At 63.1% G+C, this 17,039-nt stretch carries 16 protein-coding genes; 10 read left to right on the top strand and 6 right to left on the bottom strand.

Translation table 11 applies throughout. The features are described 5' to 3' along the window. Positions 1–423: 423 nt before the first annotated feature. The 5 genes from phhA to ACK4OE_RS05625 form a co-directional block, all read right to left on the bottom strand. Positions 424–1,263, bottom strand: a complete 840-nt coding sequence (phhA, locus tag ACK4OE_RS05605) for a phenylalanine 4-monooxygenase (protein WP_409883633.1) — start codon at positions 1,261–1,263, stop codon at positions 424–426. Positions 1,264–1,328: 65 nt separating this feature from the next. Next, positions 1,329–2,294 (bottom strand): Bug family tripartite tricarboxylate transporter substrate binding protein, encoded by a 966-nt coding sequence (locus ACK4OE_RS05610; protein ID WP_409883634.1) that lies wholly within the window; start codon positions 2,292–2,294, stop codon positions 1,329–1,331. Between the two features lie 82 nt (positions 2,295–2,376). Then, positions 2,377–3,489: a 4-hydroxyphenylpyruvate dioxygenase gene (gene hppD, locus ACK4OE_RS05615; RefSeq protein WP_409883635.1), complete on the bottom strand. Its 1,113-nt coding sequence runs from the start codon at positions 3,487–3,489 to the stop codon at positions 2,377–2,379. Between the two features lie 198 nt (positions 3,490–3,687). Next, positions 3,688–4,698: a lipase secretion chaperone gene (locus ACK4OE_RS05620; RefSeq protein WP_409883637.1), complete on the bottom strand. Its 1,011-nt coding sequence runs from the start codon at positions 4,696–4,698 to the stop codon at positions 3,688–3,690. A 3-nt stretch (positions 4,699–4,701) separates the two neighbouring features. Next, positions 4,702–5,643 carry an esterase/lipase family protein gene (locus ACK4OE_RS05625; RefSeq protein ID WP_409883639.1) on the bottom strand — a complete coding sequence of 314 codons (942 nt, stop codon included), beginning with the start codon at positions 5,641–5,643 and terminating at the stop codon, positions 4,702–4,704. 165 nt (positions 5,644–5,808) lie between these two features. Here ACK4OE_RS05625 and ACK4OE_RS05630 point away from each other — a divergent pair, with 165 nt between their 5' ends. From ACK4OE_RS05630 to fabB, 9 genes are all read left to right on the top strand, one after another. After that, positions 5,809–6,291, top strand: coding sequence for an Lrp/AsnC family transcriptional regulator (locus tag ACK4OE_RS05630; protein WP_409883640.1), 483 nt, complete (start codon positions 5,809–5,811; stop codon positions 6,289–6,291). A 42-nt stretch (positions 6,292–6,333) separates the two neighbouring features. Continuing rightward, positions 6,334–7,203 carry an ATP-binding cassette domain-containing protein gene (locus tag ACK4OE_RS05635; protein WP_409883641.1) on the top strand — a complete coding sequence of 290 codons (870 nt, stop codon included), beginning with the start codon at positions 6,334–6,336 and terminating at the stop codon, positions 7,201–7,203. Further along, a complete protein-coding gene (locus ACK4OE_RS05640; protein ID WP_409883642.1) occupies positions 7,200–8,039 on the top strand; it encodes a hypothetical protein in 840 nt (279 codons plus the stop codon). The genes ACK4OE_RS05635 and ACK4OE_RS05640 overlap by 4 nt, the downstream gene beginning before the upstream one ends. After that, positions 8,039–8,926: a hypothetical protein gene (locus ACK4OE_RS05645; protein WP_409883643.1), complete on the top strand. Its 888-nt coding sequence runs from the start codon at positions 8,039–8,041 to the stop codon at positions 8,924–8,926. Before ACK4OE_RS05640 ends, ACK4OE_RS05645 begins: the two co-directional genes overlap by 1 nt. A 265-nt stretch (positions 8,927–9,191) precedes the next feature. Further along, the gene (locus ACK4OE_RS05650; RefSeq protein ID WP_409883645.1) at positions 9,192–9,926 is read left to right on the top strand and encodes an N-acetyltransferase family protein; all 735 of its coding nucleotides are present in this window, start codon (positions 9,192–9,194) and stop codon (positions 9,924–9,926) included. 109 nt (positions 9,927–10,035) lie between these two features. Further along, positions 10,036–10,920, top strand: a complete 885-nt coding sequence (locus ACK4OE_RS05655; RefSeq protein WP_409883646.1) for an HlyC/CorC family transporter — start codon at positions 10,036–10,038, stop codon at positions 10,918–10,920. Next, positions 10,920–12,533 (top strand): apolipoprotein N-acyltransferase, encoded by a 1,614-nt coding sequence (gene lnt, locus ACK4OE_RS05660; RefSeq protein ID WP_409883647.1) that lies wholly within the window; start codon positions 10,920–10,922, stop codon positions 12,531–12,533. The genes ACK4OE_RS05655 and lnt overlap by 1 nt, the downstream gene beginning before the upstream one ends. 160 nt (positions 12,534–12,693) lie before the next feature. Next, positions 12,694–13,236, top strand: a complete 543-nt coding sequence (gene fabA, locus ACK4OE_RS05665) for a 3-hydroxyacyl-[acyl-carrier-protein] dehydratase FabA (protein WP_409883648.1) — start codon at positions 12,694–12,696, stop codon at positions 13,234–13,236. After that, positions 13,233–14,447, top strand: coding sequence for a beta-ketoacyl-ACP synthase I (fabB, locus tag ACK4OE_RS05670; RefSeq protein ID WP_409883649.1), 1,215 nt, complete (start codon positions 13,233–13,235; stop codon positions 14,445–14,447). The genes fabA and fabB overlap by 4 nt, the downstream gene beginning before the upstream one ends. Before the next feature lie 89 nt (positions 14,448–14,536). Here fabB and ACK4OE_RS05675 read toward each other — a convergent pair whose 3' ends face one another. Beyond that, positions 14,537–15,457, bottom strand: coding sequence for a LysR family transcriptional regulator (locus ACK4OE_RS05675; protein WP_409883650.1), 921 nt, complete (start codon positions 15,455–15,457; stop codon positions 14,537–14,539). 185 nt (positions 15,458–15,642) lie between these two features. Here ACK4OE_RS05675 and ACK4OE_RS05680 point away from each other — a divergent pair, with 185 nt between their 5' ends. Next, positions 15,643–16,713 (top strand): type II asparaginase, encoded by a 1,071-nt coding sequence (locus ACK4OE_RS05680; RefSeq protein WP_409883651.1) that lies wholly within the window; start codon positions 15,643–15,645, stop codon positions 16,711–16,713. Positions 16,714–17,039 lie beyond the last annotated feature (326 nt).

The raw sequence follows: 17,039 nt of genomic DNA on the forward strand, positions 1-17,039 counted from the left end.
GATGTTTCTCCCCAATCCCCTCTGTATGCGCCGAGGAGCGCAGCGGGCGGGGTGGCATGTGTGCCGAAGGACACACATGCTTCGTGGTCTAGCTCGCCGCAGTTGTTTGAGCGGAGCGCGCCAGCGCGCAGCGAGTTCTGCGGCGCACCCCGCCCGCGAGCACCACAGGTTGCCCGCAGCGAAGCGAAGGGACGCAGGCAGTGGGGTCGCCCTTTCTTTGGTGACTTTCTTTCGGCGACGCGAAAGAAAGTTACTCGCATGCCGGGCGACTCCCGGCCTCCGCCCTGAAACCAGGCACGCCGTCAGCTCAGCAAGCGAGCTTCGACTTCGACAGATCAGGGACAAGAAGAAACTGGAAACTACAAAAACAATAGCTACCAGCGCTTGATGGATAAGCGCTAAAGCCAAATTTCATTCAAAAAATCAAGCCACCACCGCATCCCGCTCATCCGCCGCAAACTCCGGCAGCCCCTGTAGCCGCTCATAAATCGGCGCAAAGTCCGCCGCCGTCATCTCAAACAGCTGCTCAAAACTGTCGATCAAAAAATACGTCTGCTGGTACGTATCGATCTTGTACTTCGTGCGCATGGTCCTCTCCAGCGCCAAAGGAATCCGTTGCGGCTCCGCGCTCTGCACTGAATAAGCCAGCTCGCCCGACGAACTCAAAATCCCCGCGCCATAAGCCCGCAACTCCCCCGCCTCGCGGATCAGCCCGAACTCGATCGTGTACCAGTAGAGGCGCGAGAGCATCTCGCAAGACCCGAGCCCCTGCGCCTTCAGCCCGCCCTGGCCATAACGCTGCACATAGTCCGCAAACACGGGGTTGAACAGCAGCGGCACATGCCCGAACAGGTCGTGAAAAATATCGGGCTCGACGATGTACTCGAACTCTTCGGGCTTGCGGATCCAGTCCGTCACCGGGAATTTGCGGTTGGCCAGCAGGGTAAAAAAGGGCACCTCGGGTATCAGCCCGGGCACGCCCACCAGCTCCCAGCCGGTAGCCTTGTAAAGGCGCTCGTTCACTTCTTCAAAACGCGGAATGCGGTCGCTGGCGCCCAGTGACGGCAGGGCGTCGATGAAGGCCTGGCTGGCCAGCCCAGGCAGCAGGGCGCGCTGGCGCTCGTACAGGCGGCGATACGTTTCGTGGTCGGCTGCCGTGTAGGCCGCGTAGTCCTGCGGGCAGGTGTAGTCCGCGTTGGCGCGCGAGTAGTCGCCACGGGGTGGGCGGGTGGATTGGCCATAGACGACGGGGGCTTGTCCCATTTTTTGCTCCTTTGCCGCCATGACCCTGCGCGCCGAGAAAGTGGCGCGCACCTGCCCGACGGCTATTAATCGATCTTGATTTTTGCGGCCCGGATCAGAAACTCGTATTTGCTGTTTTCCGAGCGCACAAACTGCGCAAACCCGTCGAGCGTCAGCTCTTCGGGCGTGATGCCCATCTTCTTGAACTTCTCTTTGCCTGCGGGCGAGTGCATGGCGGCCGAGAACGCGGTGGCATAGCGGCGTGCGTCCGCATCGGGCAGCGAGGCCGGAGCGAACAGCCCAAACCAGGTGGACACGTTAAAACCCTGCACGCTGTCGTTGATGCTGGGCACGTTGGGCAGCGCTTCGTTGCGGCTGAGCGTGGTCACGCCCAACGCCATCAGCTTGCCCGACTGGATCTGCGGCAGCGCCGAAGCCAGGTTGTCGAACACCATCAGCACCTGGCCGGACTCCAGCGCCGCCAGCGCGGGTTTGGAGCCCTGGAACGGCGTGTGGCCCATCTTGGTATTGGTGAGTGACTTGAACATCTCGGCCGAGATGTGGCCGATGCTGCCGTTGCCGCCCGAACCGTACTTGGCTTGGTCCGGGTTCTTTTTGAGGTGCGCCACCAGGTCGGGCGTGGTCTTGATGCCCAGCGTGGCGGCCTGCTGCGCGTTCACTACCAGCACATTGGGCGTGCGCGCCACCAAGGCGATGGGTTTGAAGTCCTTGAGCGGTTCGTACGGGAAGTTCTTGTACAGCCAGGGGTTGACTGCGTGCGTGGCCACGGCGCCCATCAGCACCATGTTGCTGGTCTTTGGGGCCTTGGCCACCAGGTCGGCCCCGGTGCCGCCGCCCGCGCCGGGCTTGTTCTCTACCGTGATGGTGCCCAGCCCGGTGGAGCCTTCGGCGACGATGCGGGCCGAGATGTCCAGCGGACCACCGGCGGGGTAGGGCACCACGATGGTGAGGGGCGCAGCAGGGTTCTGTGCCAGCGCGGCGGTGGCCATGCTGAACAGGGCGGTACTGAGCAAAATGCGATGGAGCGGCATCGTGGGTCCTTTTGAGTTCCAGGGAGCGCGCAGTATAGGCATCCGCTCAGGGTTAACCCTTTAGGTTCCCTGATCCGTCGTCTCAGGCGTTCAGCACGCCACGGCGGATCTGGTCGCGCTCCAGCGACTCGAACAGCGCCTTGAAGTTGCCTTCGCCAAATCCGTCGCGGTAGTCGCCCTTGCGCTGGATGAACTCGAAAAACACCGGGCCGAGCATGGGGGTCGAGAAGATCTGCAGCAGCAGGCGCGGAGTGCCGTCGGCTGTGGTGCCATCGAGCAGAATGCCGCGCGACTGCAGCTCTGCCACCGGCTGGCCGTGGCCCGGCAGGCGGGTGTCCAGCATTTCGTAATAGACGTCGTTGGGCGCCGTGGCCAGTTGCACGCCGGCCATGCCCAGCTTGTCCACCACGTCCTGCAGGTTGTCGCAGATCAGCGCAATGTGCTGAATGCCTTCGCCGTTGAACTGCATCAAGAATTCTTCGATCTGGCCGCCGCCCTGCTTGGACTCTTCGTTCAGCGGGATGCGGATCTTGCCGTCGGGCGCGGTCATGGCCTTGGAGGTCAGGCCTGTGTATTCGCCCTGGATGTCGAAGTAGCGGATCTCGCGGAAATTGAACAGCTTCTCGTAGAAGTTGGCCCAGAAACCCATGCGGCCTCGGTACACGTTGTGCGTCAGGTGGTCGACGAGGTTCAGGCCGTGGCCTGCAGGGCGGCGGTCCACGCCTTCGATAAATTCAAAGTCGATGTCGTAGATGGACTTGCCGTCTTCGAACCGGTCGATCAAATACAGCGGCGCGCCGCCAATGCCCTTGATGGCGGGCAAGCGCAGCTCCATGGGGCCGGTGGGGATCTCGATGGGCTGGGCGCCCAGGTCCAGCGCGCGCTGGTAGGCCTTGTGCGCATCTTTCACGCGGAAGGCCATGCCGCAGGCCGACGGGCCGTGTTCGGCGCCAAAGTACGCGGCCTGGCTGTGGGGTTCGCGGTTCAGGATGAAGTTGATACCGTTCTGGCGGTACAGCACCACATCCTTGGAGCGGTGCTTGGCGACCAGCGTGAAGCCCAGCTTTTCAAACACCGCCTCCAGCACACCAGGAGTGGGCGAGGTGAACTCAATGAACTCGAACCCCATCAGGCCCATGGGGTTGTCCCAGGCGTCCAGCTGGGCGGTGGTTTGTTGGGGCAGGGCGGCGTTCATGGGCGTCTCCGACATTCGTTGATCAATGTCATGCACTGTAGGCGCGCACTGCCTCATGTTTCTGGCGAAATCAAGAGGCTTTGGCCTCTGGTTTGCAGGAATCTTGCGAATGATCAATATTCCGCGCAGCCTGAAGGCTTTGGGCTCGCGCTGAGCGCCTTGCGGGGGGGCGGGGCGCCAAGGAGCCTTCAGTGGTGATCAGCCGCCCGAGCTGGTTTTTTCGGAGCCGGAAGCGGCGGGCTGCAGCTTGCGCAGCACCAGCGCGGCGTCAATGCGCTGCTGTTCTTCATTCGAAAAAAGCTGCTGGCGCAACCGCTGCAGCGCAGCGCCGTCACCCTGCTGCGCCTGGGCTTGGCTGTATTGGTCGAGCCGTTGCTGCCAGTGCTGCTCTTCGCGGTCGAGCTGGGCCATGGCGTGGGCGGCTGGCTCGCCGTACTGCGCGCTGCGCGCGGCGTGGCGCGTGCGCTCGTCGGTGTTCTGTGCGTTGAACGCGGCCGTCTGGGCGGCGGCGTTCATGTGTTCGGTGGTTGCAGCGCGCTCGGCGCGGCGGGCCTCGGGCAGTTCGTTGTCGGCCTGGCGCAAGGCCAGTGCGCGTTGTTCGGCCGTGAGCTGGGTGTTGCGCGCAATCTCCAGGCGGGCCAGGGTGTAGCGGTCCAGGTCGGCCTCGCGGGCGAACAGCGCGTCGTGTTCGGGGCCGTCAAAAAACTGCTGGCGCACCTTGTGGCGGGCCTCCAGCGACTCGCGCAGTGCGTAGGGGTCCGTCAGGTCCTGGGGCGTGCGCAGCTGTCCAAGGGCCACGCGGTAGTCCACATAACGTTCGGCCAGAGCCAATGCCCGCACCACCAGCGCAGGCGGGAAGTGCTGGCCCACCAGCGTTGCCAGCCGCTGCTTGAGGGTGGCGGGGTCTGCAGCGCCGTCGTCTTGCGCTTGCATCAGCAGTGCTTCCAGCGTGTCGCGCAGGCCGTCCACCAGCAGTGGGTCGGCGCTGTGGTCGGATTCGGCTGCGCGGCGGGCCGCAAAAAAGCTGTCTTCCATGGGCCGGGCGGCGGTGCGCAGCGGCGCGCCGCTGTGGTGCGCCGCTGCGGCCCCGGCTGCCAGGCGCTGATCCACCGCACCATGCTGGGTCTGCGGGACCAGCCACCAGACCATGGCGGCCGTGGCGGCGGCCAGTGCCACACAGACACCGGTCAGAGTGCGGGGTCTTGTCATGGCTTACAGGCCCAGCGTCTTCAGGCGGTTGGCGTGCTGGCGGTACAGCGTTACCGGGTCGGTCGAGAACCAGTCGCGCAGGCCCAGCAGCTGGTTGACCTCATCCAGGTGGTTCTGGCGATAGTCGCCCAGGTGTTTGCCCAGGCGCGAGGAGCAGGCCGATACCAGGCCATCATTGGCTTCGCCAAAGGTGAGGCCCAGCACACTGAGCAGCCCGTCGCTGGCGTCCAGCACATTGGTCAGCGGCTGCGTGCCGGTCCACGAGTAATAACGCACGCCATTGACCAGTTCTGCCCCATTGCCGCAGCCCGACGTGGGAACGCCCTGCGGGAAGCGGCTATTGAACTTGGCAGAGCCCGCTGTGGTGAGCGAGTCCAGCGCCGCCGTGGGCATCTGGGGCAGGCCGGTACCGCCCGACGTCAGATTAATCAGGCCCACCAGCGCCTTGGCGGCAGCGTTGGCCACGGTTTCAGACACCGACCCGTTGGGCGCCACGCCCCGCAGGATGTCGGCCACGCGCGAGCCCTTGTTCACCCCGCCAATCGACGTGACCGACGCCACCAGCTGCGGCGCCACGCCTGCCACATAGCGCGTGGTGGGCCCACCGTGCGAATGGCCGACCAGGTTCACCTTGGCGGCACCTGTGATCGCCAGGATGGTCTTGACCTGCGCCAGCAACTGCTCGCCGCGCACCTCGGTGCTGTTGGCGGCTGACACCTGCGCCACATAGACCTTGGCTCCGCCCTGACGCAGGGCATTGGGGATGCCGTAGAAGTAGTCGATGCCCAAGGCCGAATCAAAACCAAAAAGCCCGTGCACCAGCACGATGGGGTAGCGCGTTTGTGTGTAGCCGTTTTGCGCATGGGCGCTGGCCCCCAGCAGCAAAAGCCCTGCAGTGGCTGCCAGCGCAAGTCGCCGCAATAGGCGGCTGAGAAATCCGGTCATGTGTTGTCTCCGTTGATATGGTTTTTTATGTCTCGCAAAAACGAACGACCGTTCTTTTTTGCGAGATCAATTTTTGTATTCCACCCGCAGAGTCACTATCGGGACATACCCGCGCCTGCAGTGTGGGCTGCAACACGGGCCCGCTGTTTCGTAGAATCCTGCGTCATGAGCGGTTTCAACGCACTCGACAAGCTGGACAGGGCCATACTGCGCCGTCTGCAAGACAACGGCCGTGAAACCTATGACGTCATCGGCGAGCAGGTGGGGCTGTCCCCCAGCGCCGTGCTGCGCCGCGTCAAGCGGCTGGAAGACACCGGCGTCATCAACCGCTACGTTGCCCTGGTGCCGCCAGAGGCTGTGGGCCTGGGGCTGACCGCCTACCTGAACGTTCGGCTCGAAAAACACACCGAAAGCCACAAACGCAACCCCATGGACCTGTTTCGCGCCAGCGTGCAAACCTGGCCCGAAGTGGTGGAATGCGCGGCCCTGACGGGCGAGATGGACTATTTGCTGCGCGTGGTGGTGGCCGACATGGCGCACTACAGCCGCTTCATCATGGACACGCTGCTCAAGCACCCCAGCGTGCAGGACTGCAAGACGAGTTTTGTGCTGGACCGGGTGAAGGCGACGACGGCTGTGCCTGTGTAAGAATCCGCGGCCCTCAATGCTGGAGGGTGTTACGGATTGTTCATGATCGCTATCGACAACCTGCAGTTCGGCTATGGCCGTAGCGCGCTATATCAAGGCTTCTCCGCCCATGTTGAGCAACCTGGCATCTATGGCGTTTTTGGCCGCAACGGCAGTGGCAAATCCACGCTGCTCAAGCTGATCTGCGGCCTGTTAGCACCCTGGGGCGGCCAGTTGCGGGTGCTGGGCCAAAACCCCCGCCATCGGTCGCCCAACCTGCTGGAATCCGTCTACATCGTCCCCGAGGAATTTCATCTGCCCAACCTCAAGCCAACACAACTGGCGACGACGCAAGGCCTGTTTTACCCCCGGTTTTCCGTGCAGCGCTTCGGTGATTACTTGGTTGAGTTGGAGGTGCCTGCTGACATGCGTTTCGAAGCTATGAGCCTGGGTCAGAAAAAGAAGGCCGCTATTGCCTTTGCACTGGCCACCAGCACCCCGCTGCTGCTGATGGACGAGCCCACTAACGGGCTCGATATCGTAGGGCGAGGGCAGTTTCGCAAACTGATGCAGCGCCCTGAGCAGGCCGACAGGCTGGTGCTGATCAGCACCCACCAAGCGCACGATCTGGAAAGCATCCTGAGCCACGTCTGGTTCATCGACCAAGGGCGTTTGGCGTTGTCGTCCACGATGAGCGATCTGGCGCAGCGGCTGCACATGGGCGTTGCCCGCAGTGCAGACGAGTTGAGCGCCGTCCCCAGCATCATTTTCCAGGAGTCTGTGGGCGCCCACACGGCGTATGTGGCGGCGCGCGATGCCGACAGCACTGGCTCGGTAGGCACCGTACAACTTGAGCTCCTATACAAAGCCCTCAGCCTGAGCCGCGACACATTGCTGGCAGCGCTCCCTGAAGGTGACAAGGAGTTGGCATGACCGTGTCCACACACATCGACCTGGGAGCGGGCACTTCCAGTTTCTTCTCCGCAGCCCGGTTCCTGCATCTGTCGAAGGCGCAATGGGCCGAGCAGCGCAGGCAGTATCTGGGGCATATGCTGGTCGTGGGAATGCTCGCTGTGGTGGTGCTTTTGTTCATGCTGGTTCTTGCTTCGGGGCGCGAGTTCCCGACCTGGATCCAGCAGGTGCTCTATCTCTGGGGGCTTTTTTTCACCGGGTTCGTTTTCGCCGCTCGCTATTTTGAAGCGATGGCGCGTCGTGAATCGGCGCTCCTGACGCTCATGCGGCCTGCATCGGTATTTGAGAAGTGGCTGCTGTGCGTCCTGGTCGTGGCTGTGCTTTACCCGCTGTGCTACAGCCTGCTCTTTCTGGCGTTCACTTGGCCCGTCCGGCAGATCGTGCTGGCCATTGGCGCGCTGGACTTCCCCTCAAATGGTTTTGATGCAGCGAAGCACGCGCTCTTCGTGCCGATGTGGCCACACAGTCATGATTCTTCGGTGTTTTCAGCGCGTCAGCAGGTGGGTTTTCTGATCGCACTGTGGGCGTTGCAGGCTTTGGCGGTGGCCGGGTCGCTGTACTTCCGGCGTGCGGCGATGCTCAAGACGATGGCACTGGTTTTTGTCCTGTTCTTGATGACCATTTTGGTCAGTGCCACGGCCAGAGCCAGCGGTACTGTGCTTTTAGCATGGTGGTCTTTCAGCAACACGTCCGTGTCCATTGCTGTACACGCCATCAATGCCACGCTGTGGCTGGTCTTGCCCCTGCTGTTGTGGCTGCAGGCCTATCTGCACCTCCGCGACAAGGAGCTGAGCTGATGACCCGCTGGTTACAACACACGGCTTTGCGCCAATCAGGACTCTGGCTTTTCGTCGGGGTTTTGGCGAGCTTCTGGGGGCTGGTAGCGATCAGCGGGTGGGACGGACTGAAAGCCTCTTCGGTTGCCGAGCGTATTCATGTGGTTGGGGCTTCCGACCTTGTTGGGGTGACCCGGTTGCGGGTTGAAGAAGTCGAGCCCTCGGAACACTATGTGCCAGCGACGTCGGTGCGAGTCGGTGTGGGCTCTGACCTGCGCATTTTTCCAAGAGTGGCTGATGAGGACGCAACATTGGGCATCTTGGCACCATCAAGCTGGATTGCCGCGTCGGTGGATGGCGATACGTTGGTGTTGCGAGTTCGTATGTTTTCTTCCGCTAATTCGCATGGCCGTTCCCGCGCCAAGAACTGGATTCAGACTATCGAAGTACCTGTTCACATCGCGCATTTGCAATTGGAGCAAAGCTCTGTCGATGTGCTTGTACCGATGGAAGTGCTGACGGTTGAAGGCGAACAGCTTAGGGTGAGCGGACGTATCAAGGCGCTGGAGGTGCGCTCCTCCGAGTGCCGCCACCTAACGCGTCCGCGTGTCGGACGTCACGAGGACCTGGAAGTTAATGCAAAGCACATGAAGTCCGTTCGCCTGCAGACATACCATGGGCGCGTTGAGATACAGCACTCTGAAGGTCTTGACCGCCTGGAGTTGCAATTGGGCGACGAGGTCGCTCTGTCGCTGGACCGAACGGGTGTGCTGAACCTTCCGCCGGGACGTACCGCCCTGGCCACAGAGGCCCCAGGTTTGCAGCGTTGTGCAAACAACACTGCCACATCCGACGCCCACGCATCCAGAACCCCGACCCGGGCCGTGGCATTGGTTCCGGTTCAGTAGGAGAACCTCCTGCATCTGCGGGTTGCCGCCAGCCCCGCCCCGCAGTACCCTTGACGTGACCCGGCAGCGCGGGTGCTGGCACCGGACTTGAGGATGCTAACGCCTGACGATAAAACAGCGGCTTTGTTGAAAAATATAGCTATAAACCATTGGCGGATAAGAGCTGGAGCCAATTTTCAGCACCAATAGATCAATCTCTCTTATTTTGTTGCACCGCAGCAATTCGGACTGGAAATGATTCGGGAAAACCCTTATATTTGGTTCCATGATCGCAACCAAAGACTGGCTGAAGGCTTCCTGGTACATCAGCAAAGCCATGCTTCGCCCAGCGGCGGGTCGCCCGTTTGTTGAGAGCCGTAACAAAACCCCCACACCCGTGATGGTCCCCATTCGCGCCCTTGGCCCCTCTTACCGTGAACGCATCGCGCAGCACTTGCTGCAGCTGGAGCCTGCGGACCGTTATCTGCGCTTTGGCTATGCGGCCAACGACGAGCAGATTCGCCGCTATGCCGAGCAGCTCGATTTCAACCGCGACGAGATTTTTGGCATCTACAACCGCCGCCTTGAACTCATCGCGATGGCCCATCTGGCGTTCTCTGAGCACCCTGAGCACAAACACTGCGCCGAGTTTGGCGTGTCCGTACTCAAGCAGGCCCGTGGCCGTGGATTTGGCGCACGGTTGTTCGAGCGGGCCGTGATGCACGCCCGCAATGAAGGCGTGAACATGGTGTTTATCCATGCGCTGTCAGAGAACACCGCCATGCTCAAGATCGCGCGCAACGCCGGTGCCACCGTGCGTCGCGATGGTTCGGAGTCCGAGGCGTACCTGCAGATTCCGCCCGCCAGCCTGGACACCCGCATGGCCGAGATCGTGGAGCAGCAGTTCGCCGAGGTGGACTACCAGATCAAAAAGCAGGCCAAGCAGTTCTGGGACTTTCTGGCCAACGTGCAGGAAGTGCGCAGTGGTGTTCAGCACGCACGCCACCAGTCTGCCGAATAAGCCTGCGGGCGCTGCAGAGCGCGAGCCGCGCAGCGCAAGTGGCCTGTCGTCACGACAATCCGCTATCCTAGGGGCCTGATTCACTACCGCACGTCCTGCACGCCAGACAGTGTCTGACCCGCACCCCGCGCACCCCGGGCGTCTGCCCGAAAGGGAAGACAAGCGCACCTTCCTGCAGAAAGTGGCCGAGTTCATCAACCCGGGGCCCGATTCCACGGAAGAACTCATCAACGCCTTGGCCGAAGCCGAAGACAACCAAGTCATCGGCGCTGAGTCGCGTGTGATGCTGGAGCGCGTGATTCGCATGGCCGACATGACGGCCAGCGATGTGATGGTGGCTGCGCCCCGCATGGACCTCGTCAACATCGAGGCACCGTACGAAGAGCTGCTGCACGTGGTGATCAACACCGCGCATTCGCGGTTTCCGGTGTACCAGGGCGAGCGCGAGAACATCATCGGCATCCTCATGGCGAAGGACCTGCTCAAGCTGCAGCGCGCGCCAGAGCTCAACATCCGCGCCTTGCTGCGGCCGGCGGTGTTTGTGCCCGAGAGCAAGGGCTTGAACGACCTGCTGCGCGAGTTTCGAGGCAACCGCAACCACCTGGCCATCGTGATCGACGAGTTTGGCCGCGTGGCCGGGCTCATCACCATCGAGGACGTGCTGGAACAGATCGTGGGCGAGATCGAAGACGAGTTCGACATCCCCGAAGACGAAGGCGACATTTTCGGCCTGGCCGACCGCACCTACCGTGTGAGCGGCGACACGCCCATCGAGCGCGTGTCCGAGGCATTTGATACCTCCGTGGTCGGCAGTGACGTCGATGAGCATTTCGACACCATTGGCGGCCTGATTGCCCACGAAATGGGCCATGTGCCCAAGCGCGGCGAACACATCCAGCTGGGGGGGCTGCACTTTGTGGTGCTGCACACCAAGGGCGGCGCTGTGCGCTGGTTCAAGGTGTCGCGGGTCGAAGACACCAGCGCAAGCACTTGATGGCGCAGTTCGATTCCCCGGCAGGGCAGCGGCTTGCCCTGCAGGCTCCTTTGGCCGTGGCCGCCGGCCTGGCGCAGGCCGCGTCGCTGGCATGGCCCTGGAGCGGCGAGGCATTGTGGTGGCTGCAACTGGTGTCGATGGCAGTGCTGGCCTGGCTGGTGCGGCCCCATGCCCACCAGGCCGTAGGGTGGCGGCGCGGCGCGCTCATGGGCGGACTGTTTGCCACGGCCTGGCTGGCGGGCACCTTCTGGTGGCTGTTCATTTCCCTGCACACCTATGGCGGCCTGGCAGCCCCGCTGGCAGTGGCGGCGGTGTTGGGGCTAGCCGCCTTTCTGGGCAGTTACTACGCTGCTGTTTTGGGGCTTTTTTGCCATCTAGCGCCCGCCAGTAAAGCGCTGACTGCTCTACTTTTCGGAGCGCTGTGGCTGTTGGCCGAGCTGGCGCGTGGCACCTTGTGGACGGGCTTCCCGTGGGGAGCGGGCGGCTATGCGCATGTGGATGGGCCACTGGTGGCGTTGGCGCGCTACGGGGGCGTTTACGGCATCGGGGCCGTGGCTGCGGTGCTAGCAATGTATGGGGTGCAGTTGCGTGGCGCGGATCTTGGTCGCTGGCGCACCTGGGTATTGGCACTGGTGGTGGTCACCGCTGGGTTGAGTCCGCAGCTACTTTGCGCATGCAGTTCAACTGTCCTTAGCAGGGTGCCCCCGATGACCCTGGAGCTGCTGCAGGGCAACATCCCGCAAGACGAGAAATTTCAGCAGGGCAGTGGGGTGCCGGTTGCACTGCAGTGGTACGCGCAGGCCCTGCGGGACGCCAAGGCGGACCTGGTCGTCGCGCCCGAGACGGCGATCCCGCTGCTGCCGCAGCAGCTCATGCCGGGCTATCTGGAGGGGCTTCAGAGCCGTTACGCCCAGGGCAGCCAGGCGGCCTTGCTAGGGATTCCGATGGGCGACGAGGCGCTGGGCTATTCCAACTCGGTGCTGGCCTTGTCCCCAGCCAACAGCGGTGAGCCCTATCGGTACGACAAACACCATCTGGTGCCCTTTGGCGAGTTCATCCCGCCGTTCTTCAAGTGGTTCACCGCCATGATGGACATCCCGCTGGGCGACTTCAACCGGGGCGCCGTCGGGCAGGCCTCGTTTGCCTGGGCGGGGCAGCGCATTGCGCCCAATATCTGCTACGAAGATCTTTTTGGCGAAGAACTGGGCGCACGGTTTGCCGACCCGGCCCAGGCGCCCACCGTGTTTGTCAACTTCAGCAACATTGGCTGGTTTGGCAACACCATCGCGATTGACCAGCATCTGCACATCAGCCGCATGCGCGCGCTGGAGTTCGAGCGGCCGATGGTGCGCGCCACGAACACCGGCGCCACGGCCATCATTGACCACCGCGGTGTGGTCACCCACCAGCTAGAGCGCCATACCCGTGGCGTGCTCAAGGGCGAGGTGCACGGCCGGGGGCTGGATGCGCAAAACGGCTGGGCGATCACCCCGTATGCGTGGTGGGTGTCCCGCTGGGGTCTCTGGCCGCTGTGGTCGCTGGCAGGATTGACGCTGTTGGTGGCGCTGTGGGTGAAGGTAAACCAGAGGGGCGGCACGGGGCGCTACCCTTGACCCAGGTCACGCGATCTCAGGGGCTGAGCGGATGGCTTGAGCGCACATTGTTTAGAGTTGACTCCCTATGCCTTGATAATGGAGCCCCGCAACCGGGGCTTGGGTTGCGTACAACGATGATTTGAAGCGGGCCACCCGCTGTTCTGGAGCACGACTGAAAATGGCAGATTCCTTTTCCTACGAACAACTGATTGCCTCGGGCGAAGGCCGGCTGTTCGGCGCCGACAGCGGACGCTTGCCGCTGCCGCCCATGCTGATGTTCGACCGCATCACGCACATCGACAGCGATGGTGGCGCGCACGGGCTGGGAAAGATCCGCGCCGAATTGGACGTGCGTCCCGATCTCTGGTTTTTTGACTGCCACTTTCAGGGCGACCCGGTCATGCCAGGCTGCCTGGGGCTCGATGCCATGTGGCAGCTCATCGGTTTTTACCTGACCTGGCTGCGCCTGCCGGGCAAGGGCCGTGCCTTGGGCGCGGGCGAGGTCAAGTTCACAGGCGAAGTGGGCCCCAACGTCAAGCTGGTGACGTACGAGATCGACATCAAGCGCGTGATCAAGCGCAAGCTGGTCATGGCCATTGGCGATGCGCGTCTGCTGGCCGATGGCCAGGAGATCTATGTGGCCAATGACCTGCGCGTCGGCTTGTTCAAGCGCGAAGAGGTCGCCGCACCTGCCGGAGCCGAACAAGGAGCAGCAGCATGAAACGCGTGGTGATCACCGGCACGGGCATTGTTTCGTGCATTGGCAACGACATGGCCACCGTGTCGCAATCTCTGCGAGAAAGCCGCTCCGGCATCCGCGCCATGCCGCAGTTCACCGAACTGGGCATGCGCAGCCAGGTGGCCGGCGTGCCGCAGATCAACCTCGAAGAGCTGATCGACCGCAAGCAACTGCGATTCATGGGCGATGCCGCGGCGTATGCGCACATTGCGCTGGCCAACGCGATTGCCGAAGCGGGACTCACCCCGGATCAGGTGTCGCACCCGCGCACCGGGCTCATCATGGGCTCGGGCGGCGGCTCGCCCGCCAACCAGATCGAAGCCGCCGACATCCTGCGCAGCAAGGGAATTCGCCGCGTGGGGCCGTACCAGGTCACGCGCTGCATGAGCTCTACCGTGTCCGCCTGCCTGTCCACCAACTACGGCATCAAGGGCATCAACTATTCCATCACCTCGGCCTGCAGCACGTCGGCGCATTGCATTGGCGCGGCCGCCCAGCAAATCGCCTGGGGCATGCAGGACGTGATGTTTGCCGGTGGCGGTGAAGAAGTCACCTGGGGCATGGGCCTGTTGTTTGACGCCATGGGCGCCATGTCCAGCGCATACAACGCCACGCCCGAAAAGGCCTCGCGTGCCTACGATGCGAACCGCGATGGCTTCGTGCTGTCGGGTGGCGGCGGCGCCGTGGTGCTCGAAAGCCTGGAGCACGCCCAAGCGCGCGGTGCCACCATCCTGGGCGAAGTCATTGGCTTTGGTGCCACATCCGATGGTGCTGACATGGTGGCTCCGTCAGGTGATGGCGCCATCGCCTGCATGCGCCAGGCCATCTCGACGGTGAGCGAGCCCATCGATTACATCAACACCCACGGCACCTCCACGCCGGTGGGTGACGTGCCCGAGCTGCGCGCCATCCGTGAAGTGTTTGGTGATGCGATTCCGCGCTTCTCGTCCACCAAGTCGCTCACCGGCCACTCGCTTGGAGCTACCGGTGTGCAAGAGGCGATCTACTGCCTGTTGATGCTGCGTCAGGGTTTCATTGCCGGCTCAGCCAACATCGAGACGCTGGAGCCCGCTGCCGAGGGCATGCCCCTGGTGCGGGAAACGGTGGATGCGCCCATTCGCACGGCGCTGTCCAACAGCTTTGGTTTTGGCGGCACCAACGCCAGCCTGGTGCTGCGCCGCTGGGATAACTGATCCCGCATTGACGCCTTGTGCGGCCCGCTGCCCCTTGGGTGGCGGGCCTTTTCTTTTGGCGCTGTGGGTGCTGTGGGCGGTCTGGGCGCTCAACGCAACGATTGCCCGCCAGCGCGGGGCGACAGCGCCTCATGCAGCAGCCCCGGCAGCATCGCCAGCATGCGCGTGGCTTGCAAGCCTGGAGGTGACGACCGCGCGTGGTAGCTGTACAGCGAAATGGGCGGCAGCTCATGCAGCTCCAGCGTGACCATGGTCGCCGAGTCCAGGTGCGTGGCAGTCAAAAAATCCACCACCGTCCAGCCCATGCCCAGCCGCACCAGCTCCAGCGCCAGTTGGGACGTCTGCACCTGCATGCCGGGCACTGCGGGTGTGCCCAGGCGCTGCGCGATGTCATCAATGGACTGCCGCATGGGGTCGTCCCCCACCAGCCGGATCACCGGCGCCTGCGCCAGCCGCGCGCTGCGCGATGTAGCGCGCGGCTGGCGCATCCACACCGACTGCGCCACCGCCAGGTACAGGCGCCCGCTCACCAGCAGGTCGCTGCGGATTTGCGGGTGCGGGTGTTTGTAAAACCCCAGGCAAAAATCCACACTGCGCGTGAGCAGCGCCTGTGTCATCTGGTCCTGGTGGATGGTGCGCACCTCTATGCCCACCTGGGGGTAGCGCAGCGCATGTTGTTGCAGCAGGTGCGGCAAAAACTCGTGGCTCACCGCCGGAATAGCGGCCAGGCGCACATCGCCCGTGTCTGCCGTGGCCAGGTTGCGGGCGGTGCGGCGCAACGCATCCAGCTGGCGGTGGATGCCGGTGGACTCTGCCGCCAGCACCTGCGCCTCCGGCGTGGGGGTCAGCCCTGCCGGGGTGCGCATGAACAGGCGGTAGCCCAATTGCAGCTCGGTGTGTGCAATGGCCTTGCTCACTGCCGACGGGGTGATGCACAGCAGGCGCCCCGCTGCGCTCATGTTGCCGGTCTGGAGCACCGCCTGGAAGACTTCCAGCTGTCGCAGATTCATCGCCTGTTCCTTGAAGACACGCTGTGAGTGAAATTCACAGAGACCAGCTGATTATTCCGCATGGGTGTGTGTTGATCTCTCATAGGATGCCGCACCGCCGACAACATGGCGGGCGCAGGGCAGTCAAAAACAATGCGGCCGTCCGCCCCTGCGAAATTCAGAACACCGTTCAGGAGACCTCCTTCATGCGAATTTCACAACCCGCTCACCGCTGGCTCGCCGGCCTGCTGCTGTCCGCCGCTTCGGCCGTCGCCATGGCCCAGGCCGCCAAGCCCCATGTGGTGGTGCTGGCCACCGGAGGCACCATTGCCGGGGCCGGTGCATCAGCAGCCAACAGCGCAACCTATGCAGCCGCCAAGGTGCCGGTCGACAAGCTGCTGGCAGGTCTGCCAGAGTTGGCCGACGTGGCTAAGGTGTCGGGCGAACAGGTGTTCCAGATCGCGTCGGAGAGCTTCACAAACGACCACCTGTTCAAGCTGGGCCAGCGCGTCTCGGCTCTGGCAAAGCAGGCCGATGTGGACGGCATCGTCATCACCCATGGCACCGACACGCTGGAAGAAACCGCGTACTTCCTGAACTTGGTCGTGCGCACGAACAAGCCCATCGTCGTGGTCGGCTCCATGCGCCCTGGCACGGCCCTGTCGGCCGACGGTGCACTGAACCTGTACGACGCCGTGAGCGTGGCGGCCAGCAAGGACGCCGCGGGCAAGGGCGTGCTGGTCACGATGAATGACGAGATCCAGAGCGGCCGCGACGTGCACAAGCACATCAACATCAAAACCGAGGCCTTCAAGAGCCAATGGGGCCCGCTGGGTATGGTGGTGGAAGGCAAGAACTACTGGTTCCGCGCCCCGGTCAAGCGCCACACCCTGCAGTCAGAGTTCAACATCGACGATATCCAGTCCCTGCCTGCGGTGGACATCGTCTACGGCTACAGCAACATGAACACCACGGGCATCGAAGCCTACGGCAAGGCTGGCGTGAAGGCGCTGATCCACGCCGGCACGGGCAACGGCTCGGTGGCGGCACAGGCGGTGGATTCGCTCAAGGCACTGCGTGCTGCGGGCGTGCAGATCGTTCGCTCTGCCCGCGTGCCGGATGGTTTTGTGCTGCGCAATGCCGAGCAGCCTGACGACAAGTACGACTGGGTGGTGGCCCACGACCTGCGCCCCCAAAAGGCCCGCATCCTGGCCATGGTGGCCGTCACCAAGACCAATGACAGCAAAGAGTTGCAACGCATTTTTTGGGAATACTGACCCAAGGGTTGACACCAAATTTTGACGCTATGCAGGCGTTGAGGGCCACACCTGTGTGGCCACTGGTACGCACCGGCTTATAGCCCGCGTGGCTGGTTGGGAAGGCTGGGGCTCCAAAAGGGCTCCGGCCTTTTTTCATTGCCGGGCCGCCCCAAGATGAAAAGCACCCCCCTGGGGAGCGTGGGGGCCATTTTTCATTGGCTTGGGGCCTGATGCGCCGTTTCCAGCGCGGCTCCACCGCAGCGCCGTAAAATGACCGGTTGCGCGCGCGATGCCCGCCCTGGTTGCCTTTGTGGGCTGCAGGCGCCGGGCTTGGCACGCACACC

The organism is Acidovorax sp. (genome assembly GCF_046314175.1).
GTDB lineage: Bacteria > Pseudomonadota > Gammaproteobacteria > Burkholderiales > Burkholderiaceae_C > Acidovorax.